We start from the raw sequence: 21767 nt of genomic DNA, 5'->3' as shown, positions 1-21767 counted from the left end.
GCACCCTCCAGTATGACGCTACGCGCTCGGGAGCGAAGTGTGGATGAGCGACACCATGCGGTCCGAACCGTCGCGGACGCCCACGCTCGCCGCCCTCTCCCCCATGGCGCCCACGCGGTCGCGGTCGCGCAGCAGCGGGACGAGCTCCTGGTCGACCCATGCGGGCAGGAACCGGGCGTCGTCGACGAGGATCCCCCCGCCGGCGCCCACCACTCCGGCAGCGTTGAACCGCTGTTCGCCGTTGCCCACCGGGAAGGGTACGTAGACGGCGGGGATGCCGAGCGCAGCGAACTCGCAGACCGTAGCGGCGCCGGCGCGCGCCACGGCGAAATCCGCGATGGCGAGAGCGAGATCCATCCGGTCGCAGTAGTCGAGCAGCCGGTAGTGCTCGATGCCCGGGTCGGTCAGTTCGCCGCGGCCGCCCTGGATGTGCAGCACCTGGTAGCCCGCATCGACCAGCTCTGCGACGCGATCGAAGACGGTCTGGTTGATGCGCCTCGCGCCGAGCGAGCCGCCCGTCACCAGCAGGGTGGGGCGATCCGCGGCGAGACCGAACTCGGCCGCGGCGGCAGGCCGGGACGCAGCCCGGTCGAGGTCTTCGATCTCCACCCGCAGCGGCATCCCGACGAAGTGCGCGTGCGGAAGGCGGGTGCCCTCGAACGCGACGCCGACGTACGGGGTGTATCGCGCACCGAGGCGATTGGCGAGGCCGGGCCGCGCGTTCGCCTCGTGGAGCACCTGCGGGATCCGTGCCTTCCGTGCCGCCGAGTATGCGGGCGCCGCCGCGTAGCCGCCGAACCCGACGACGACGTCGATCCTCCGCTCGCCGATCAGGTCCACGACCCTCGAGATCGTTCTGCGGTACTCCGCAGGAAAACGTGCGGCGGCCGCGTTCGGGCGACGCGGGAACGGCAGGCGCGGGATGACGGCAAGTTCGTAGCCGCGCTCGGGCACGAGCCGGGCTTCGAGGCCTTCCTGCGTGCCCAGCACGAGCACGTTCGCGTCGGGGTCGTCACGGCGGAGCCGGTCGGCCACAGCGAGCAGAGGGTTGACGTGGCCGGCGGTTCCGCCGCCGGCAAGGAGGTAGTTCGTCATGCGCGCGACGTGATCCCGTGTGCGGCGCGCTCGTTCTCGCGAGTGGTCTCTCGGGCGAACGACAGGACGATACCGATAGCGATCATGGAACTGATCATCGCAGTTCCACCTGCGGAGATCAGGGGAAGGGGCACACCGAGGACGGGGATCACCCCGAGCACGACAGCGATGTTCACGAAGGCCTGGGCGATCAGCCACACGAGGATCGCTGCGGTCGTGACCTTCGCGAACGGGTCGCTGCTGGCGTGGATGATCCGCAGGAAGGTGATGGCGAGCAGCACGAACAGGACGAGCACCACAACCGCACCGATCAGACCGAGCTCCTCACCGATGATGGCGAAGATGAAATCGGTGTCGGCTGCGGGCAGCCACGACCACTTGGAGTGCGAGTTTCCGAGCCCGACCCCGAAGACGCCCCCGGACGCCAGCGCGTAGAAGCCGTTGTTGATCTGCCAGGTGACATCGGGGTTGGCGGCGCTGTGTCCTCCGAAGAACGCCATGATGCGGCCGACGCGACTCTTGCTCGACAGCGCGACCAGCACGGCGAGGACCGAGATCACGATGCTGCCGACGGCCAGGTGCCGCAGTTTGACGCCCGCGAAGAAGAGGGCGCCGAGCACGATGCCGGCCATGATCACCGTCGTGCCGAGGTCGCCGCCCAGCGTGACGAGGAGGATCGAGCCGCCCGCGACTGGGACGACGGGGATGACGAGATGCTTCCAGTTGCCGAGAAGGTCCTTCTTGCGCGCGAGAATGACACCGAGCCAGACGACGAGAGCGACCTTGATCGCTTCGGACGGCTGCCCGGTGAAGCCGCCGACGCGCAGCCAGTTGCGGTTGCCGCCGATCTCGACGCCGAGCGGAGTGACCAGCACCAGGACCTGGAAGAAGCAGGCCAGCCCGAGCAGGACCCAGACGGACCGCTTCCAGAACGCGCTCGGCAGCCGCGAGACCAGCAGCATCAGCGGCAGGCCGACCAGTGCATAGATCCCCTGCGACCAGAACCGCGAGAAGAAGTTGTCGGTGTCGGTGTGCGATTCGACGGAGGACGACGACAGCACCATCACGAGGCCGAACACCACCATGAACAGCGTGATGCCGAGCAACATGAAGTAGTTCGCGGATTCGGCCTGGAAGACGCGACCGAGCGAGATGCGGGCAGACGACCCCGCATCAGAGTCTGCGTTTTCCCCCGCGCTCTGCTGCGCCTGCGGCATAGGCCGGGGAAGCGGGCGGGACACGCCACCCACCCGGGGAGCGCGAACGCTGCGGGGCGGGTTTGTCATCCGGTCACCTGCTTTCTGAGGAGCGCGAGACGCCGTCGCGACCGTCTCCCATCCGGAAGACTAAACGCATGATGCGGGCAATCAGCGACGACCCGTCGGGCAGCGGCGATTTCACGGTGCGGCAGGTGGATTCAGCGCCCACAGGCGGTGGGCGGGCTCAGTCGTCCGTCTCGTCGCCCAGCAGCTCGTTGACCGCCTCCTGGAAGCGCCTGCCCCGTTCGGCATAGTCGGTGAACTGGTCCATGGAAGCCGCCGCCGGCGCCAGGAGGACGGTGTCGCCCGACTGCGCCACCTCGGCCGCGAACTGCACCGCTGCGCGCATGACCTCGGCCGGGGTGTCCGCCTCGACCTCGAAGACGGGCAGGTCGGGCGCGTGGCGTTGCAGCGCATCCCGGAGCTGCGCACGGTCGACCCCGATCAGGACGACGGCGCGCAGATGATCGGTGTGTCCCTTCACCAGCTCTTCGACCTCGACGCCCTTGAGCAGTCCGCCGGCGACCCATACGACGGACCGGAACGCGCGGAGGGAGGCGTCGGCGGCATGCGGGTTGGTCGCCTTCGAGTCGTCGACCCAGCTGACACCGCCCTCGATGCGGATGAGTTCGATGCGGTGCGCATCCAGCCGGAAAGCGGTGAGCACTTCGCGGATGACGCCAGGCTCGACGCCGTACGAGCGGGCGAGGGCGCTCGCGGCCAGCACATTCGCGACGACGTGCGGGGCGCCAAGCCCCGCCTCGCGGAGATCCTCGAGTGTGGTGAGCTCGATCGCGCTCGTGAACCGGTCTTCGAGGAAGGCACGATCGCAGAGGATGCCGTCGACGATCCCGAAATCACTCGGACCGGGGACGTCGAGCCCGAAGCCGATGGCGCGCGCGCCTTCGATCACCTCGGCCTCCTGCACCATCAGCTCGGTCGCGTGATCGGCGCGGTTGTAGACGCACGCCACCTGGGTGTTGTCGTACACCTTCGCCTTCGCCGCCCGGTAGGCGTCGAACGAGCCGTGCCAGTCGAGGTGGTCGTCGGCGATGTTCAGGCACACACTCGAGAACGGCGAGAGCTCGCCTCCCGGGTTGCGGTTGATCCAGTGCAGCTGGTAGCTGGAGAGCTCCACCACGAGCACGTCGAAACCCTGGGGGTCGCGGATGGCGTCCAGCACCGGGATCCCGATGTTCCCGCACGGCGCGGCGCGGTATCCGGCCGCCGCGAGCATGGTCGCCGTCAGCTGCACCGTGGTCGTCTTTCCGTTGGTGCCGGTGACCGTGATCCAGTCCGCGGGCTCCCCCACTTTGTCGCGCAGGCGCCAGGCGAGCTCGACGTCACCCCAGAGCGGGATCGCGCGCAATTCGGCCCACCGCAGCAGCGGGTGGTCGTAGTGGAAGCCCGGTGAGACCACGATCAGTTCGGCGTCGAACTCGAGCAGGCGCTCGGGCGGGTTCGCGAGATCGGGATCCTCGACCAGCTCGGCGCCGATCACACCCAGGAGCATGGCGCGCTCGTCGTCGGCCTTGGCCGTGACCACGAGGACCGTCGCTCCGAGCTCGGTCAAGGTGTCCGCGACCGAGAAACCCGTGACGCCGAGGCCGAAGACCGCGACCCGCAGGCCCGACCAGTCGGACCGCCAGCTCGTGAGACCGGCCAGCCGGTCGGCGGGAGACTCGGCCGGCTCCGGGGACGGGACGTCGCTCATCAGCGCGCAAGCCATTCAAGGTAGAACGTTCCCACACCGGCGGCGACGAGCAGGCCGCCGATGATCCAGAAACGGACCACCACGGTGATCTCCGCCCAGCCTTTCAGCTCGAAATGATGATGGATGGGACTCATCAGGAAGATGCGTTTGCCGTGCGTGAGTTTGAAGTAGAGGCGCTGCACGATCACCGACCCGGCCTCGATCACGAACAGGCCGCCGATCAGGAGCAGCAGCAGTTCCGTGTGGCTCAGGATGGCGAGGGCGGCGACGGCCCCGCCGAGGGCCAGCGAACCGGTGTCGCCGAGGAAGATCTGGGCGGGCGACGTGTTCCACCAGAGGAAGCCCACGATGGCGCCCACGATCGCGGTCGCGACGATCGCCAGGTCGAACGGATCGCGCACGTCGTAGCACTTGTAGAGGTTCGCCGGGTCGATCTTGCTCGCGAAGCACGACTGGATCGACTGCCAGAACCCGATGATGATGTACGAGCCGATCGCGAGGATCGAGGCTCCCGCGGCCAGGCCGTCCAGCCCGTCCGTCACGTTCACGCCGTTCGACGTGGCGGTCACGATGAAGTTGATCCAGATGAGATACAGCGCGTACGCCAGGATCACGCCGATCACCCCGAACCGGGTGAGCGACATGAAGTCGATCGGTATGTCGCGGATCACGGACACGCTCGTGGATGCGGGCGTCACGCCGTTGCGCGGGAAATTGATGGCGAGGATGGCGAAGACCGTGCCGACGACGACCTGGCCCGCCACCTTCGCCCACCCGCCGAGACCGAGGCTCCGCTGGTTGCGGGTCTTGAGGAAGTCGTCGATGAAGCCGACGAGCCCGAGTCCCACCATCATGAACAGCACGAGCAGCGCCGAGACCGAGGTCGGATCGCCGTTGATCAGCAACGCGGCGAAGTACCCGAACAGCGTCGCAAGGATGATGATGATGCCGCCCATCGTGGCGGTGCCGCGCTTCGCGTGGTGGCTCTGCGGACCGTCGTCGCGGATGAACTGACCCCACTGCAGGCGCCGGAAGAGCCGGATGAACAGGGGCGTGAGGAAGAGCGTGAAAGCCATCGACAGGGCACCGGACGTCAGAAGATCTCTCACGAGAACAATTCTCCCAGTCGATCGCCCAGAAACCGGAGGCCGGCGGAGTTCGAGGACTTCACCAGCACCGTGTCGCCCGGTTTCAGGGCGGATGCGAGGTGCTCGTAGGCGGCATCCGGCGTGTCGAAATAGAGGGACTCGCCATCCCACGATCCTTCGTTGATCGTCGAGATGTGCATCCGTCGCGCGGCCGGTCCGACGACGACGAGCTGACCGATGTTGAGGCGGACGGCCAGCAGGCCGATCCGGTCGTGCTCCTCGCCCGAGAATTCGCCCAGTTCGCTCATCTCGCCGAGCACGGCGACCGTGCGTTCGCCCGGCCCTGCGATCTGCGCCAGCGTCTTCAGTGCGGCGGCCATCGAGTCGGGGCTGGCGTTGTAGGCGTCGTTGATGATGGTGACGCCGCGTGCGCCCCCCATCACCTCCATCCGCCAGCGTTCCGCCCGCTGGACCGACTCGAGGGCCGAGACGATGTCGTCGATGCCGACCCCGAGGGTGTGGGCGGCCGCGGCTGCTGCAAGAGCGTTCATCACGTGATGTTCGCCCAGCACGCGGAAGTTCACCGGCCGTTCGACGGTGTCCGAGCCGCCATCCTGCGCGGGCAGGACCAGGGTGAACGAGGTTCCCCTGGCGGTCGACACCACTCCCGTCGCGCGCACATCGGCACGCGGGTCCAGACCGAACCACAGGACGCGGGCCACGGTCTTGTCGGCCATGGATGCGACCCGCGGGTCGTCGAGATTGAGGATGGCGACGTCGGTCGGGAGCAGGTCGGTGACCATCTCGGTCTTCGCCTTCAGAGTCGCCTCGATGCCGCCGAATTCGCCGGCGTGTGCGAGACCGACCTTGAGCACGACCCCGATGTCGGGGCGGGCCATCCGCACCAGGCGGGTGATCTCGCCGATGCCGCTCGCACCCATCTCGGCGACCAGGAATTCGGTCTCGTCCGTGACCTCGAGCATCGTGACGGGCGCGCCCACCTCGTTGTTGAAGGACGCGCGCGGAGCGATCGTCGGTCCGCGCTGCTCCAGGATCGCACGCAGCAGGTTCTTGGTTGTCGTCTTGCCGTTCGAACCGGTGATGCCGACGATCTTCAGCAGACCGTCCGCGCGCACCCGGGCGATGACCTCCGTCGCCAGGGCACCGAGCGCGACGACGGTGTCGTCGACGACGAGCTGGGGAACCGGCAGATCGAGTTCATGGTCGACGACGATGAGCGCGGCGCCGTTCTCCACGGCCTGTGGCGCGAAGAGGTGTCCGTCGGTGAATTCGCCGGGCTTCGCGAAGAAGATGGAACCCGCCGTCACGTCGCGGGAGTCCGTGTGGGACAGTCCGGAGACCGTCGTCGCGGGCGTCGCGCCGGTGTTGCCGAGCACAAGCCGCCCAGCAGTCGCTGCAGCGATCTCCTCCAGGGTGAGTGCGATCATCTACAGCCACCCCGCCTCGCGGAGCGCAAGGCGGGCGTCCTCACGCGCGGAATACGGGATCCTCTCCCCCGCGACCTCCTGGTAGTCCTCGTGACCCGGGCCGGCGTAGAGGACCACATCGCCCTCGCCTGCGAGCGAGAGCGCCTTGCGAAAGGCGGCACGCGGATCCGGAACCTCGTAGAGCTCGAGGTCGGGCACCGCGTGGCGGGCGCCCTCGAGCAGGGCGGCGCGGATGGCGGCCGGGTCTTCATAACGCGGATGGAAGTCCGTGATGACCACGGCATCCGAGCCGCGCGCAGCGATCGCCCCCATGTCGGTTCGTTTCGTGGTGTCGCGATCACCGTCGGCACCGAACACCATGACGATCTTGCCGTCGGTGACCTTGCGGAGAGCGCCGAGCGTCGACAGGAACGCGTCAGGGCTGTGCCCGTAGTCGATGAAGACGACCGGTCCCGTTTCGCCGGAGATGCGCTCGGCGCGGCCCGGGATGAACGCATCGATCCCGCCGTCGCGGTCGAGTGCCTGCGCGATGGCGCCGAGGTCGTAGCCGGATTCGACGAGCATGACGATCGCGAGGGCGGCGTTCGCAGCCATGTACCAGCCGAGCAGGGGAACGCGGGTCTGCAGGTGACGTCCGTCGGGGCCCTCGAGCACGAACTCCGTGTGGTCGACACTCTCGTCGACCACGGTCATCGTCCACTCCGCGTCGCCGCCCGCCGAGCTCGACAGCGTCGTGACGGGAATGCGCGACCGTTCGACGAGCGTGCGCCCCCAGTCCGAATCCACCGTGACGACACCGCGGCGCGCACGGTCGGGCTGGAAGAGCTCGAGTTTCGCGGCGAAATAGTCGTCCATCGCCGCGTAGTCGTCGAGGTGGTCGTGACTCAGGTTCGTGAAACCGACAACGTCGAACACGATGCCGTCGACGCGGTGACGGGTGAGCGCCTGGGCCGAGACCTCGATCGCGACGGCGCGGACCGCCTCTTCGCGCATCCGGGCCAGGAGAGCATGGAGTTCGCTCGCCTCCGGCGTGGTCAGCTTGCTGGAGATCGCCGTCGATCCGATGCGGCGTTCCGCGGTCGAGCTCAGCCCCGAGACGACGCCCAGCTGGCCGAGGATCGCGTTGAGCAGGTAGACGACACTCGTCTTGCCGTTCGTCCCCGTCACCCCGAACAAGGTGGCCGCGTTCTCGTCGGTGCGGTAGATCCACGCAGCGACGGCACCGAGGGCGGCACGCGCATCCTGGGTCACGATGACCGGAAGGCCCGAGTCTGCGGCGATGGCCGCGCCCTCCTCGTCGGTGAGCACGGCAACGGCCCCGGACTCCGCCGCAGCGGCAGCGAAGCGTGCGCCGTGCGCATTCCGCCCAGGCACCCCGACGTACAGGTCGCCGGGTTCGACGGCCGCCGAGCTGAGGGCCACGCCGGTGACCTCGACGCCGTCGAGATCGCCACGGCTTTCGAGCCCGAATTCCGCCACGAGTTGTGCGAGCGGTCGGGCGACGGGATGCTCGGGGCGCAGTGCAGAGGGCGCCGATCCTGTCACGGGGCTCACTTTCAGTAGTACGGGTTGTAGTTCGCGGGGGCAGTCGTCGACGGCTTGACCCGGAACGTCTTCAGCACCTGGCTCATGATCGTTTTGAACAGTGGCGCCGCTGCTGCCGACGAAGTAATCGTAGTCGGGTACCCGATGTTGACCGAAACGACATATTGGGGATCGTCGACGGGAGCGACGCCCATAACAGACACGTAGTAGTTCGGCAAATAGCCGCCTTTTCCGTCCGGCTGCTGGGCCGTACCGGTCTTCGCGGCCACGCGGTATCCGGGGATGTTGAGCTGCTTGGAGAGCTCGCCCTGCTGCACCACCGACTCCATCATCCCGAGTGTCTGCTGCGATGCGGAGGTGCTGATCACCCGCACCGGCTTCGGCTTCGGTACGTCGCTCATCGTGCCGTCGGCCTGCCTGCAGCCGTCGATGAGCTGGAGCGGGATGCGCTTGCCGCCGTTCGCCAGCGCCTGGTACGCACCGACCATCTGGATCTGTGTCGCCGAGACGCCCTGGCCGAACATCGTCGCGTACTTGGTCTGGTCGTCCCACGAACTGACCGGATGCAGGATGCCGGACGACTCGCCGGGGAAACCGATGCCCGTGTCCTGGCCGATACCGAACGCCTTCAGGTAGTTGTACCTGACTGTGTCGTCCATCTTGCTGCCGAGGATCGACATGCCGGTGTTCGATGAATTCATGAGCACGCCGGTCAGCGTGAGCCGCTCGGTGTCGTGGAAGCCCGAGTCGTGCAGATCGGCGCCGTGTCCGCTGACGAAATGGTAGGGCGCGAGCACTTGCGTCTCCGGGGTCGCCTTGCCGTTGTCGATGAGGGCGGAGGCCGTGAGCGCCTTGAACGTCGAGCCGGGCTCGTACGGGTTCGCGAACGGGAGGGCGCCCCAGTAGGTGGAAGGCGTTCCGTCGACGTTGTTCGGGTCGACCGAGGGGTACTGGGCGACCGCGCGGAGCTTGCCGGTCTTGACCTCCGCCACGGTGACGAAACCGAACTTCCCGCCGAGCGCCGGGACCACCTGGGCGAGCTCCTGCTGGGAGAACCACTGCAGGTCCATATCGAGAGTGGTGACCAGCTGGCCGCCGTTCTTCGCCGGCTTCTCGACGACCGTGCTCCCCGGGATGGCGACGCCGTCGGCGCCGAGCTGTGAGGTCTCCTTGCCGTTCTGGCCGGCCAGGCAGGCGTTCTCGCTCAGCTCGAGGCCAGCCTGCGCGTTGCCCTCGCCGCTGACGAACCCGATCAGGTTGCCCGCGACCGCGCCGTTCGGGTAGGTGCGCGACGGGGTCTTCGTGAAGCTCAGCCACGGAATGTTCAACTTGTCGAGCTGGTCGAACATCGTCACGTCCATATCCGACTTCACGAGGGCGTACTTGGACCCAGGGTCGGACTTCAGAGCGTTCTGGATGAGCGCGAGGATCGCCGGGCCGCCGCGACCGGTGATCCGGCCGATGTCGTTCACAGCCTTGGTCAGCGACTTCTGGCCGTCCTGCTTGCCCGATTCGTTCGCGTCGAACGGGGACAGGGCGGCCGTGTAGCGCCAGACGCTGCCCGCGAGGGTGTTTCCCGCCTCGTCGACGATGTTGCCGCGGATGCCGTAGAGCGGCTGCGAATACGACTTGGCGTTCACCGACGCCCGCTGGAGCTCGTCGGCGCGCACGATCTGGATGTCGACCAGCTTCGCGCCGAGCACTCCGACGGTCACGAAGATCGCAGCGACGGTGACGGCCGTGCGCCGCCGCATCGACTTGCGCGTCATCACCGTGCTGGCCGCCCTCACTACTGGTCGTATCGCTGGTCGTATCGCTGCTGGTCGTATAGCTGTCGGATCAGTGCGTCACCGGGGTCGGCAGCGCTCCGTTCAACGGTACGGTCGGCGGTGTGGCATGTGCGGCAGGCACGCTCGCGGTCGACGGATTCACAGTCTTGGGCGACTTCGCAGCCGACGGGTGCAGGGACACCAGCGGAACGCCTTTCAGCAGGGCGTTCGGCACCAGGTTGCCCTGGCCGCCGGTGACCGTGCCCGCCGCCGGCGACGCGGCCTCCGGCGCCCCGAGGATGGCGCCGTCGGAGAGGCGGAGATAGGCGGGGCTGCTGTTGCTCACCATGCCCAGCGCGTTGGCGCTCGCTGCGAGGTACTGCGGGGATGCGAGGCGGTCGAGGTCTTCGGAGGCGGCCTGGTAGTCGCGCTGCAGCTGCTTCTGGCTGTCCTGCAGCGTGTTGAGCTGGTAGGCGCCCTGCGAGATCGTGATGCTCAGCAGCAGCTGCGCGATGACGATGGCGAGGAGTGACGCCACCGCGACGATCGCGTACACGGTTCGGGGGCGTGCACGACGCTGGCCGCGGGTCGAGACGACCTCGAGATGGCTGGTGTGCTCCTCATCGTGCGTGAGAGGCGCAGTTCTGCCGACCCACAGTGCCCGCCGGTCCTCGGCCAGGTTCGTGCTCATGAGCCCCTCCTCACACGTTCGGCTGCTCGCAGGCGAACTGATGTCGCCCGCGGGTTTGCCGCCTTCTCGTCGTCATCCGCGAGCTCGGCGCCGCGGATCAGCAGTTTCAGTTCAGGCCGGTGCTCGGGCAGTTCCACCGGAAGGCCGGCCGGCGCACTGGAGGTCGATTTCGCCTGGAGGATGCGCTTCACGATGCGGTCCTCGAGCGACTGGTAGGACTCGACGACGATGCGGCCGCCGACCGTGAGAGCGTCGATCGCCCGGGGGATCGCTCGTTCGAGCACCGCGAGTTCCTGATTGACCTCGATGCGCAGCGCCTGGAAGACGCGCTTCGCCGGGTGGCCCTGGCGCTGCACCGCTACGGGGGTCGCCTGCGTGATCACGTCGACGAGCTGGGCGGAGCGGACGAACGGATGCTCCTGCCGCGCCTCCACGATGCGGTGCGCGTACCGCTGCGCCAGGCGTTCCTCGCCGTAATCGCGGAAGATCCGGCGCAGGTCGGCTTCGCTGTAGGTGGCGAGGACGATCTCTGCGGTGAGTTCGCTCGTGGAATCCATACGCATGTCGAGCGGCGCATCCTTCGAGTACGAGAACCCCCGGTCGACGCGGTCGAGCTGCAGGGAGGACACACCCAGGTCGAAGAGGGCGCCGTCGATCTGGTCGAACCCCAGCCGATGCACCGCGTCGGCGATCCCGTCGTAGACGGTGTGCACCAGGTGGACCCGGTCGCCGAAACGGGAGAGCCGCTCCCCCGCGATGGCGAGAGCCTCCGGATCGCGATCGAGACCGACGAGCACCAGGTCGGGGAATCGTTCGAGGATCGCCTCCGAGTGTCCGCCCATGCCGAGCGTCGCATCCACGAGCACCGCGCCGGGCGCCTGGAGCGCCGGCGCGAGGAGTTCCACGACGCGCTCGAGGAGCACAGGCGTGTGCAGGCGATCCGCTGGAGTGTTGTCGTCGGTCATGGCATCCGGTGCTGCTCCTGGATCCTGATCCCCATCCATTCCGACCTGGCACCGGGGAAGTGTGTCAGGGCGGCGAATGGCTGGGAGTCGGGCGCCAGGGGCTAGAAGAGTCCCGGGATCACCTCCTCCGTGGTGTTGGCGAAAGATGCTTCCTGTTCGGCGAGGTAGGTCTCCCACGCCTCTGCGTCCCAGATCTCGGCGCGGCTGCCCGCACCGATCACGATCAGTTCGCGGTCGAGGCCGGCATAGGTGCGGAGGGACTGCGGCACGGTCACCCGGTTCTGCTTGTCGGGTGTCTCCGCGCTGGCGCCGGAGAGGAAGACGCGCAGATAATCCCGGGCCTGCTTGCTGGTGACCGGCGCCTGGCGGATCTTCTCGTGCAGCGACTCGAATTCGCGCTGGCTGAACACGTAGACGCAGTGCTCCTGGCCGCGGGTCATGACGATGCCGGACGCGAGCTCATCCCGGAATTTGGCCGGCAGGATGATGCGCCCTTTGTCGTCGAGCTTCGGGGAGTACGTGCCAAGGAACATCGGCTTCTCCCCCCACTCTTCCGGCCAAGGTTGCGGTGTGCCTCCACTTTACTCCACTACCATCCACGATTCAATGAAATATGCTCGGTTAGCCCCACATTGGGGTCAAAGAGGCCCGGAAAATCAAGGAATTCGTCGGTGGAGGGAAATGGAGGGGTTCGGAGTCCCCGCGCGCGTTGGCAGGCATAAAAAAAGGGCCGATCCGAAGATCGACCCATATGTGTTCCGCCGGTGGTGGCGGGTGGAGGAAGGCTAGTTGTGCCCGTCCTGCCTCTTGTCCCACCGGTCGTTGAGTTTGTCCATGAAACCTGGCTGCGCTGAACCGGATCCGCCGCTGCGATTCGCGGGACGATCGGCCACATCCTCCGGAGCGGCTGCGTTGCGCCGCGGGGGTGCGATGGCGAGAAGAACGCCGCCGAACATCAGGACGAAGCCCAGAACTCCGACGATCGGCACCTGTATGAACACACCGGTGATGAGCACGCCCACGCCGACGACGGCGAGAAGGATGCCGAGGACGATCGACCGGTATGCCGGTCGGCCCCGTCGGCCGCCCACCGTGGCGACGAAGTCTGCATCGTTGTGATAGAGGCTGCGCTCCATCTCTTCGAGGAGGCGCTGCTCGTGTTCTGAAAGCGGCATCCAGGTCCCCCTCTGCTCGGGTTCGACGCGTTGTGAAGCTGATTCTAGCCCCGCCGCGGTGGCTAGGCTAGGCGTGTGGGAGAAAGCATACGATTCGTCGACCTGGTGCAGTCCAGAATCGATGATTTCCTCGACGCCCGCTCAACTATTCTCGTCTCGATCGGTACCGAACTCTCCCCGATCCAAGCGTTCTCTCGGGACTTTCTCAGCGGCGGAAAGCGGTTCAGGGCGCTGTTCTGCTACTGGGGCTGGCAGAGCGCCAGATCGGTCGGTTCAGACGCTCTTTCACCGGTCGTCGAGTCGACCGGAGCACTCGCTCCGGTCGTTTCCGCAGCGAGTGCGCTCGAGTTCTTCCATGCTGCGGCGCTTGTCCACGACGACATCATCGACAACTCGGATACCCGCCGTGGGTCGCCGGCTGCCCACCGCCGGTTCGAGGCGCTCCATCGTGACGAAGGCTGGGCCGGCAGCCCCGGCGATTTCGGCTCGGGCGCCGCACTTCTCTTCGGCGATCTGCTGCTCAGCTGGAGCGACGAGCTCTTCGACGAAGGGCTCCAGGAGCTTCCCAGCGTGGCCGCCAGACGTGCAGCGCGTGCCGAGTTCAACCGGATGCGTATCGAAGTCACCGCCGGCCAGTACCTCGACATTCTGGAAGAGCGTGCATGGAACACCCAGGACGAGGCAGAGCACCTTTCCCGTGCGGAACGTGTCATCGTCTACAAGTCGGCCAAGTACAGCGTCGAGGCGCCTCTCGTGATCGGGGCGCAGCTTGCGGGAGCCACCGTCGGTCAGATCGACTCCTTGCGGAGCTTCGGACTCCCTCTCGGCATCGCCTACCAGTTGCGTGACGATCTTCTCGGAGTGTTCGGGGATGCATCCGTCACGGGAAAGCCGAGCGGAGACGATCTGCGCGAGGGCAAGCGCACCGTGCTGATCGCTCTGGCCCGCAAGGCCTTGTCGAACGGGCAGCGCAGGCTCCTCGACGAGTTGCTCGGCGACCCGGACCTCACCGCGCAGCAGGTGGACATGCTCCAGCGCACTATTCGGGAGAGCGGTGCCGTCGACGCGATCGAGGAGATGATCGGCGTCAACGTCGAGCGGGCGATCGTTGCCGTCGATGGTGCCCCGCTGGCACCACAGGCCCGCGCCCAGTTGCGTGAACTGGCGACCACGGTTACCCGGCGCGACTATTGAGGCGCTGCGTCACGTCCGCGTCGGGTCGTAGCGCTCAGCGGATGCGGCGCGCTCGGTGGATGCGGTGCGCTCACTGGATGCGGCGCGCTCAGCGGATGCGTGGAACTCGGTGGAGGCGGCGCGCTCACTGATGCGGCGCGCTCACTGATGCGGCGCGCTCAGCTGATGCGTGGAACTCGGTGGAGGCGGCGCGCTGGGTGGACGCGTGGCGCTCGGTGGATGCGCCGCGGTCGGTGGCGCCGAAGTGGGCAGCCGGCGTCGGCGCAGTGGCATCGGGCGGGGTCGCGCAGCCGCATCGACGTTACGCGGCGGGATGAGCGAGAACCGGCCGGAAGCGCCGCCTCGAACAACCTTCCACCCGTTGTTGTGCAGCAGTAGGTGATGGTGTCGGCAGAGCAGGACGCCGTCGGCGAGGTCGGTGCGGCCGCCTGCCGACCACGGATCGATGTGATGCGCCTCCGTCCATGAGGGCGGTCGATCACAGCCCGGCCAGCGGCATCCCCCATCGCGCGCTGCTAGTGCGACCCGTTGCGGTCCGGTGAAGAGCCGACGGGTACGCCCGACGTCGAGCACTTCGCTTGGACCGCCGAAAACGATCGGGAGGATCCCCGCGTCGCATGCGATGCGTCGTGCCGTCGATGCGCTCACCGGCACCGCCGACGTCTCGAACCACGCAACCCCGTCACGACGGTCACGGCCCTCGGCCCGACCCTGCCGCCCGACCTCGCCGAGTTCGCCGACCTCGCCGAGTTCGGCGAGTTCGCCCAGTTCGCCCATGAGGTCGGCATAATCGATCGACACCCGAACGGCGGGCCTGGCGGTTCCGAAAACAGTACCGGGGTCCGCAGCGCCGGCGATGCGGATCATCTCGACGACAGAGTCGAGCGCGAGCTGCTCCGCCGATCGTGTATCAGCCATGACCCTCTCGGCGCGGGCCTTCTCGGCGGGGTCGACGAACCGCGGTCCGCCGCGCCGGGGCGCCGTGACCGCATCGATGGCCGAGACGATGATGGCTGAAGACTCCGGGTCGAGGAGGCCGCTCAACCGGCGCATCCCATCGATCTCCGGCCCGACGCGCAGGAACCGCTTCGATCGCAACAGCTCCTCGCGCTCTGAGACTCCGGCACGGTCGAGCGTGTCGCGTGCCGCGCCCGCCATACGCGCGACGGCATCGCTATGCGCAGTTTGCGACTCGCGGACGAGCGTCTCGACGACAGGAGCGACCTGGTCGGCGTCGTATCGGCCGATGATCGGGCTGAGGGACCTCAGGATGCCGTCCGCCGAATCCAGCGCGATCGCGCCACTCGTGAGACCGTCGAGAACCGGCCCGAAACTCGCCGACGGAGGGGCTTCGTCCAGCGCTCCCGAACTCGGATCATCGCCACCGTTCGCGATGTCGTCTGCGTGCGGTCTCGATGCCTCGGCGATCGCGGACCCAACCCGGACAAGCGCGGCCGCGTGGCGATAGCTCGACCCGCACAGCTGGCGTACCAGCGTCTGCGGATTGCGATGCCCCAGCCGCGCGGCAAGGCCTGAGTGACCTGCAATCTGCCCGGACCGGGCCGCGATCTCGCCCGCAAGCTGCGCAGACGCCGCATCCACCATGCGCCCGAGCCTCGACACAGCGACCAGCCGCTGCTGCAGCACTTCGTCATCGATCGCACGGACGCCGTCGACCATCGTGCCGAGCAGACCGGCCAGGCGCTCCCCAACACCTTCCAGGTCATTCGCATCGTGCAGGTCGGTCGCCATGCATCGAGTCAATCAGCGATAGCCGCGGCGATGGCCGACGGCCACCGGATCTGTGGACAGCCTTGTCGCGAGCCCCGTTGTGGAGGAACCGCAACGCTCCGCCTGAGCCCGTCACGCTGAGCCCGTCACGCTCAGCCCGTCACGCTCAGCCCGTCAACGCGCACCGATTGCGCGGAGCGGATCGCCACGACGAACGCAAAGGCGCTCCTGCTATCGATCGCTGCCGCTTCGATCGCTGCCGCTTCGATCGCCGCCGCTTCGATCGCCGCCGCTTCGAGCGCCGCCGCTATCGATCCGCTGCCGCTATCGATCCGCTGCCGCTATCGAGCGCTGCCGCTATCGATCGCTGCCGCTGCGAAGTCGCCGGATGACGTCGTCGATCCTGCTGCGTGCATCCGATTCGTCGACCTCGAAACAGTACGGATCCGTCTCGCCGACTCCCCAGGGGACGAGGATGTCGAAATCGACCTCGCGGAGGATGGCGAGGCTGTCGAGGTAGTCGGCGCGGCTTCCCGGATCGAGCACGACTGCTTTCCATTCCCCGTTCTCGACCCAGAGAGAGTCGCCGGTGAACAGGAACCGGTGCTCGCCGCTGTCCCACAGGTAGCACGTGCTGCCGGGCGTGTGGCCGGGTGCAGGGATGACCTCGAGGTCTCCATCGATGACGGCGTGCTCGGAGAACGTACCCGCGACAGGCATGGAGCGGGCGGTCGCCGCGCTATCCCGCTCGTGGACGAACGTCGGGGTTCCCGACTGGGGCGCCCCGTACATCGCCTCGTGGTGGTGATTGATCAGCAGGCGGGTAGCCCCTCCCAGCGCCCGAATCATGTCCGCGTGCGAGTTCACCGCAGGCGAGTTGTAGACGAGCACGTTTCCGGCTGGACGCCGGATCAGGAAAGAGCGCACCAGGACGTTCGCCTGGTACGGGAGCCGTGAGGGCGGCAGAACGTACAGCCCCGCGAACGGTGTCTCAGGACTCCCGCTCGACGTGGGCATGAAGGCTTCCGGTGGATACCGGCCGGCTCAGGCGAGCGCCTGCGCGACCCGTCGCACTTCGGCCTTGCGACCGGCCCGAAGGGCGTCGATCGGCGCAACCCCGAGCGTGTCGTCGTACTCGAGCAGCCACGCGACCGCTTCGTCGTCGTCGAATCCGTCATCGCCCAGCACGATCAGGGTCCCCCGCAATTCGGTCAGGGGCTCATCGTCTTTGAGGAAGGCGGCCGGAACCTTCAGCACGCCGTCGACGCGCACGGCGGCAAGGTGCCGGTCTTCGATGAGTCTGCGAACGCGGCTGACGGACAGGCCCAGGCGTTCGACGAGATCGGGGATGGTCAGCCACTCTCTGGCGGCGGATTGCTCGGTCACCCTCCTAGAGTGCCACGTGCAGCGCCGGGTGACGAACGCATTCGATTGTTACGATTGTGTAAACCCCAATCACTTCAGTCACACTAATTGACTCCTTATACATTGTGTGTCAGCGTGGAAGACCGACGGGGCAAACGGACGGGGGTCACCATGTCACGAGCAGTTCTCGCCACCGTGCCCATCGCCATCGCGAGTTCGCTGGCGATGACGCTGACGCTGATCACTCCGGCTCAGGCGGCCGCACCCGACAAGGGCGGGACCGCCCCTTCCGGGGCGAAGACGCCGGATGCGGCGGGAGCAGCGACAGGAACCGTCACGCCGCCGAGCGCGGCTTCGGACACCGCATCCGAGCCCCGATTCGATGAGGCCGCCGTCCCCGCCAACGCTGTACCCGCCAACTACACCGTGGTCTCCGGCGACACGGTCAGCGGAATTGCGGGGCGCTACGGATTGTCGACCGCGAGTGTGCTGGCACTCAACGGATTGAGCTGGAAGAGCCTCATCTTCCCCGGGCAGGTACTCGCACTCGGCGGCTCGGCCTCACCGAGCCCGATCGCGCCGAAACCGGCCACCGCACCGCGGCACGCGACCCCGCCGGTCCACGCTCCCACCACCGCCCGCCACATCGTCGTCGCAGGCGACACCATCAGCGGAATCGCCGAGGAACACGGCGTCTCCACGCAGGCTGTGCTCTCCGCAAACGGACTCGACCGGTCGAGTCTCATCTTCCCCGGCCAGTCCATCACGATTCCGCTCGGGAGCACCGCCGCACTCCGTCACGCGGCTCCCGCTGCCCGCATCCCTTCCCCGTCAGCTTCGAAGCCGGTCGCTCCGGCACCGAGCGCGCCCGCCCCGGCTCCCTCGCGGGTTATCGCCATGACCGACGAGATGCGCGCCAACGCTGCGATCATCGTCTCCGTGGGCCGGCGGGAGGGTGTCGACGACTACGGTCTCGTGATCGCTCTCGCCGCTGCCATGCAGGAGTCGCGTCTCCGCAATGTCCACTACGGCGACCGCGACTCGCTCGGGATCTTCCAGCAGCGCCCGAGCACGGGATGGGGAACCCCCGCTCAGGTCATGGACCCGTATCGTGCGGCGCGGGCCTTCTTCGGCGGCCGCGACAACCCCAACCCGGGGCGCACGCGCGGGCTCCTCGACATCCCCGGCTGGCATTCGATGCCCGTCACCCGAGCCGCCCAGGCCGTTCAGCTCTCGGCCTTTCCGAACGCGTACGCGAAGTGGGAGGCGTCGGCACGTGCGTGGGTCGCACAGTTGCGCTGACCCAGCCTTCTCCCCCGCCGTTCACGGTGTTTTGTCCGGTTCGTGAGCATCCCCGTCCCTAGACTCAGAGGGTGACCACGAGCCAGACCGATCCGATGATCGGCCGTCTTATCGACGGCCGATATCAGGTGCGTTCGCGGATCGCCCGCGGGGGCATGGCGACGGTCTACCTGGCCACCGACCTGCGCCTCGAACGCCGTGTCGCCATCAAGGTGATGCACGGTCATCTCGCCGATGACAACACGTTCAAGAGCCGCTTCGTGCAGGAGGCACGGTCGGCGGCGCGCCTCGCGCATCCGAACGTCGTCAACGTCTTCGACCAGGGCCAGGACTCCGACATGGCGTACCTGGTGATGGAGTACTTGCCGGGCATCACGCTGCGCGACCTCCTGAAGGATTACGGCAAGCTCACACCCGAGCAGACGATCGACATCATGGAGGCGGTGCTCAGCGGGCTCGCCGCCGCGCACAAAGCCGGAATCGTGCATCGGGACCTCAAGCCCGAGAATGTGCTGCTCGCCGACGACGGGCGCATCAAGATCGGCGACTTCGGTCTCGCGCGTGCCGCCTCCGCGAATACGGCCACCGGTCAGGCTCTCCTCGGCACGATCGCCTACCTCTCACCCGAACTCGTCACCCGCGGCGTCGCCGACGCACGCAGCGACATCTACGCGCTCGGCATCATGATGTACGAGATGCTCACCGGCGAGCAGCCGTTCCAGGGTGAGCAGCCGATGCAGATCGCCTACCAGCACGCCAACGACACGGTGCCGACACCGAGCAGCAAGAATCCGGCGGTTCCACCGGAACTGGACGAGATCGTGCTCTGGGCGACGGCGAAAGACCCCGATCACCGTCCAAAGGATGCCCGGGAGATGCTCGACCGCGTCATCGAGGCCGAGAAGTCGATCCGCGGTGAGACGGCCCCATTCCAGCAGACGATGGTGATGCCGCCGGCGCTCGGCGCGGGTCTGGGGGACGCGGACACGCAGATCATCAACCCGGCCATCCGCCAGCAGGTCGCCGCTTCGGCTCCCGACAACGTCAGCCGCCTCACCAGGACTGCCGAGAAGCGGCGCGCCAAGGGGTGGTGGCTGTTCATCCTCGTGCTGCTGCTCGCGGGCGTGGCCGGTGGGACCGGGTGGTATTTCGGCTCGGGCCCGGGTTCGATGGTCGCGATCCCGGATGTGTCGGCGAAGGCTCCGGATGCGGCAGCCACCACCCTGAAGAACCTCGGCTTCGAGACGAAGCAGGGCGCCGCCTACAGCACGACGATCGCGAAAGGTCTCGTCGCGAGCACAGATCCCGCGGCGGGCGCGCACGCCAACCGCGGAAGCACTGTGACCATCAACGTCTCGCAGGGTCCGCGCCCGATCCAGGTACCGAAACTCGCCGGCCTGTCGCAAGACACCGCGATCGAGCAGATCACCGGCCTCAAAGCCGTCGTCGGAACCGTGGACAAACAGTTCAACGCCACCGTGCCGAGCGGCACCGTCATCTCCGCATCGTCGGCGGACGGCAAGGATCTCTCGAACGGCGGGCCGTACTTCGAAGGCATGAAGGTCAACCTCGTGGTCTCGGTCGGTGCGATCCCGAACGTCAAGGGCTCATCCGTCAACGACGCGACCGCGAAGCTCACGGCCGTCGGGCTGCACACGACGCCGGGACCGCAGTCGTACAGCGACACCGTCCCGAAGGATGCGGTGATCTCGGCGATCCCACAGAAGGATGGTCCCGTGCGCCCCGGCGACACGCTCGCACTGGAAGTGTCCCGCGGGCCGGCGCCCGTCCCGGTGCCCGACGTCGTCGGCAAGACGTGGGATGTCGCGAAGAAGGCCCTCCTCGACGCGGGCTTCAAGCTTAACTATGACGCGACGGCCGATCCGTTCCAGGCGATCGTCAAAGTTGCAAAGACCGACCCTGCTGGAGGCATAGATGCACCAAAGGGATCAACTGTGACGGTGACGTTCCAGAGCCTGTTTGGCTGAGCCCGGCTTTCAGCTGTGCCGGCCGCCGAGCTCCTCGGCGACGAGGAACGCGAGCTCGAGCGACTGCATGTGGTTCAGGCGCGGGTCGCAGAGCGACTCGTAGCGGGTGGCGAGGGTGGCCTCGTCGATCTGCTCGGAGCCGCCCAGACACTCGGTGACGTCATCCCCCGTCAGCTCGACGTGGATGCCGCCCGGGTGCGTTCCGGCCGCCCGGTGCGCTTCGAAGAAGCCTTTGACCTCGTCGACGACGTCGTCGAACCGTCGCGTCTTGTAGCCGTTCGGCGTGGTCAGCCCGTTGCCGTGCATCGGATCGGTCACCCAGAGCGGGTTGGCGTCGCTCGACTTGATGGCTTCGAGCAGCGGGGGCAGCGCATCGCGGACCTTCCCCGCGCCCATCCGCGTGATGAACGTGATGCGGCCCGGCTCCCGCTCGGGGTCGAGCTTGTCGATCAGCCGGAGCATGTCGTCGGGGCTGGTCGTCGGCCCGAGCTTGACGCCGATCGGGTTGCGGACACGGGAGAGGAAGTCGACGTGGGCGCCGTCGAGGTCACGGGTGCGCTCGCCGATCCAGATGAAATGGGCCGACGTGTTGTACGGCGTGCCGGTTCGCGAGTCGATGCGGGTCATCGGGCGCTCGTAGTCCATCAGGAGACCCTCGTGACTGGAGTAGAACTCCACGCGCTTGAGCTCGTCGAAGTCGGCGCCCGCCGCCTCCATGAACTTGATGGCGCGGTCGATCTCGCCCGCGAGTCCTTCGTAACGCTGGTTGGCCGGGTTGGCCGCGAATCCACGGTTCCAGCTGTGCACCTGGCGCAGGTCGGCGAAACCACCCTGCGTGAAGGCGCGGATGAGGTTCAGGGTGGATGCGGCGGTGTGGTACCCCTTCACCAGCCTGCTCGGGTCGGCGACCCGCGATTCCGGGGTGAAGTCGTATCCGTTGACGATGTCGCCCCGGTAGGCCGGAAGGGTGACACCCCCACGTGTCTCGGTGTCGCTCGACCGCGGTTTCGCGAACTGGCCGGCCATGCGCCCCATCTTGATGATGGGCATCGACGCACCGTAGGTGAGCACGACGGCCATCTGCAGCACGGTCTTGACCCGGTTGCGGATCTGGTCGGCTGTGGCACCCGCGAAGGTCTCAGCGCAGTCGCCGCCCTGCAGGAGGAAGGCCTTGCCGTCCGCCGCACGCGCCAGCCGCTCACGCAGCTGATCGACCTCACCGGCGAACACGAGAGGCGGAAGCGTCGCGATCTCGGCGGATGCGGCGCGAACCGCTTCGATGTCGGGCCAGTGCGGCTGCTGCTTGATCTCGAGGTTGCGCCAATAGTCCAGCCCTGCAATCACAGAATCGTCAGCCTTTACGACGGGTTCGGTGGTGTCTTGCACTGGATTTCCGCTTCGTGATCGAGGTGGCAGGAAGGCGCCGAAAAGTCGGCGC

General features: G+C 67.3%; 18 protein-coding genes. 3 read left to right on the top strand and 15 right to left on the bottom strand.

Annotated features, from left to right (window positions below; all coding sequences use genetic code 11):
- Window positions 1–18: 18 nt before the first annotated feature.
- The 11 genes from G3T36_RS09430 to G3T36_RS09380 all read right to left on the bottom strand — a co-directional run bounded on the left by G3T36_RS09430 (window position 19) and on the right by G3T36_RS09380 (window position 12749).
- Window positions 19–1095 (bottom strand): UDP-N-acetylglucosamine--N-acetylmuramyl-(pentapeptide) pyrophosphoryl-undecaprenol N-acetylglucosamine transferase, encoded by a 1077-nt coding sequence (locus G3T36_RS09430; protein ID WP_163289547.1) that lies wholly within the window; start codon window positions 1093–1095, stop codon window positions 19–21.
- Window positions 1092–2381, bottom strand: a complete 1290-nt coding sequence (gene ftsW, locus G3T36_RS09425; protein ID WP_163289546.1) for a putative lipid II flippase FtsW — start codon at window positions 2379–2381, stop codon at window positions 1092–1094. Before ftsW ends, G3T36_RS09430 begins: the two co-directional genes overlap by 4 nt.
- A gap of 157 nt (window positions 2382–2538) precedes the next feature.
- Window positions 2539–4068, bottom strand: a complete 1530-nt coding sequence (gene murD / locus G3T36_RS09420; RefSeq protein WP_163289545.1) for a UDP-N-acetylmuramoyl-L-alanine--D-glutamate ligase — start codon at window positions 4066–4068, stop codon at window positions 2539–2541.
- Window positions 4068–5177: a phospho-N-acetylmuramoyl-pentapeptide-transferase gene (gene mraY / locus G3T36_RS09415; RefSeq protein ID WP_163289544.1), complete on the bottom strand. Its 1110-nt coding sequence runs from the start codon at window positions 5175–5177 to the stop codon at window positions 4068–4070. Before mraY ends, murD begins: the two co-directional genes overlap by 1 nt.
- Window positions 5174–6604 carry a UDP-N-acetylmuramoyl-tripeptide--D-alanyl-D-alanine ligase gene (locus tag G3T36_RS09410; RefSeq protein ID WP_163289543.1) on the bottom strand — a complete coding sequence of 477 codons (1431 nt, stop codon included), beginning with the start codon at window positions 6602–6604 and terminating at the stop codon, window positions 5174–5176. The genes mraY and G3T36_RS09410 overlap by 4 nt, the downstream gene beginning before the upstream one ends.
- Complete coding sequence (locus G3T36_RS09405; protein ID WP_163289542.1) at window positions 6605–8149, bottom strand: UDP-N-acetylmuramyl-tripeptide synthetase; 1545 nt, start codon at window positions 8147–8149, stop codon at window positions 6605–6607.
- Between the two features lie 11 nt (window positions 8150–8160).
- Window positions 8161–9939, bottom strand: coding sequence for a peptidoglycan D,D-transpeptidase FtsI family protein (locus G3T36_RS09400; RefSeq protein ID WP_338031530.1), 1779 nt, complete (start codon window positions 9937–9939; stop codon window positions 8161–8163).
- A 49-nt stretch (window positions 9940–9988) separates the two neighbouring features.
- Window positions 9989–10609: a cell division protein FtsL gene (gene ftsL, locus G3T36_RS09395; protein WP_240148424.1), complete on the bottom strand. Its 621-nt coding sequence runs from the start codon at window positions 10607–10609 to the stop codon at window positions 9989–9991.
- A complete protein-coding gene (gene rsmH, locus G3T36_RS09390; RefSeq protein WP_163289541.1) occupies window positions 10606–11574 on the bottom strand; it encodes a 16S rRNA (cytosine(1402)-N(4))-methyltransferase RsmH in 969 nt (322 codons plus the stop codon). The genes ftsL and rsmH overlap by 4 nt, the downstream gene beginning before the upstream one ends.
- Window positions 11575–11675: 101 nt before the next feature.
- On the bottom strand, window positions 11676–12107 hold the full coding sequence (mraZ, locus tag G3T36_RS09385; RefSeq protein ID WP_163289540.1) for a division/cell wall cluster transcriptional repressor MraZ: 432 nt from the start codon (window positions 12105–12107) through the stop codon (window positions 11676–11678).
- Window positions 12108–12359: 252 nt separating this feature from the next.
- Window positions 12360–12749 (bottom strand): SCO2097 family morphological protein, encoded by a 390-nt coding sequence (locus G3T36_RS09380; protein ID WP_163289539.1) that lies wholly within the window; start codon window positions 12747–12749, stop codon window positions 12360–12362.
- A 75-nt stretch (window positions 12750–12824) separates the two neighbouring features.
- On the opposite strand from G3T36_RS09380, the gene G3T36_RS09375 reads away from it, so the two are divergent.
- Window positions 12825–13943 (top strand): polyprenyl synthetase family protein, encoded by a 1119-nt coding sequence (locus G3T36_RS09375; protein ID WP_163289538.1) that lies wholly within the window; start codon window positions 12825–12827, stop codon window positions 13941–13943.
- A 141-nt stretch (window positions 13944–14084) separates the two neighbouring features.
- On the opposite strand, the gene G3T36_RS09370 is transcribed toward G3T36_RS09375, so the two are convergent.
- The 3 genes from G3T36_RS09370 to G3T36_RS09360 all read right to left on the bottom strand — a co-directional run bounded on the left by G3T36_RS09370 (window position 14085) and on the right by G3T36_RS09360 (window position 17060).
- Window positions 14085–15695 (bottom strand): HNH endonuclease signature motif containing protein, encoded by a 1611-nt coding sequence (locus tag G3T36_RS09370; RefSeq protein WP_163289537.1) that lies wholly within the window; start codon window positions 15693–15695, stop codon window positions 14085–14087.
- Between the two features lie 336 nt (window positions 15696–16031).
- Window positions 16032–16691, bottom strand: coding sequence for an MBL fold metallo-hydrolase (locus tag G3T36_RS09365; protein WP_163289536.1), 660 nt, complete (start codon window positions 16689–16691; stop codon window positions 16032–16034).
- Between the two features lie 27 nt (window positions 16692–16718).
- A complete protein-coding gene (locus G3T36_RS09360; protein WP_163289535.1) occupies window positions 16719–17060 on the bottom strand; it encodes an Rv2175c family DNA-binding protein in 342 nt (113 codons plus the stop codon).
- 150 nt (window positions 17061–17210) lie between these two features.
- Between G3T36_RS09360 and G3T36_RS09355 the strand changes: the two genes are divergently transcribed.
- Both G3T36_RS09355 and pknB read left to right on the top strand, forming a co-directional pair.
- Window positions 17211–18341, top strand: coding sequence for a LysM peptidoglycan-binding domain-containing protein (locus tag G3T36_RS09355; RefSeq protein ID WP_163289534.1), 1131 nt, complete (start codon window positions 17211–17213; stop codon window positions 18339–18341).
- A 71-nt stretch (window positions 18342–18412) separates the two neighbouring features.
- Window positions 18413–20329, top strand: coding sequence for a Stk1 family PASTA domain-containing Ser/Thr kinase (gene pknB / locus G3T36_RS09350; protein ID WP_163289533.1), 1917 nt, complete (start codon window positions 18413–18415; stop codon window positions 20327–20329).
- Between the two features lie 9 nt (window positions 20330–20338).
- Here the strand turns inward: pknB and G3T36_RS09345 are convergent, their stop codons facing one another.
- Window positions 20339–21673 (bottom strand): class II 3-deoxy-7-phosphoheptulonate synthase, encoded by a 1335-nt coding sequence (locus tag G3T36_RS09345; protein WP_163289532.1) that lies wholly within the window; start codon window positions 21671–21673, stop codon window positions 20339–20341.
- Window positions 21674–21767 lie beyond the last annotated feature (94 nt).

The sequence above is a fragment of the Leifsonia tongyongensis genome, from assembly GCF_010686705.1.
In the GTDB taxonomy this organism is placed as follows: domain Bacteria; phylum Actinomycetota; class Actinomycetes; order Actinomycetales; family Microbacteriaceae; genus Diaminobutyricibacter; species Diaminobutyricibacter tongyongensis.
The sequence above is the reverse complement of the archived record's forward strand: the minus strand, read 5'-3'. Positions and strand labels throughout refer to the sequence as shown.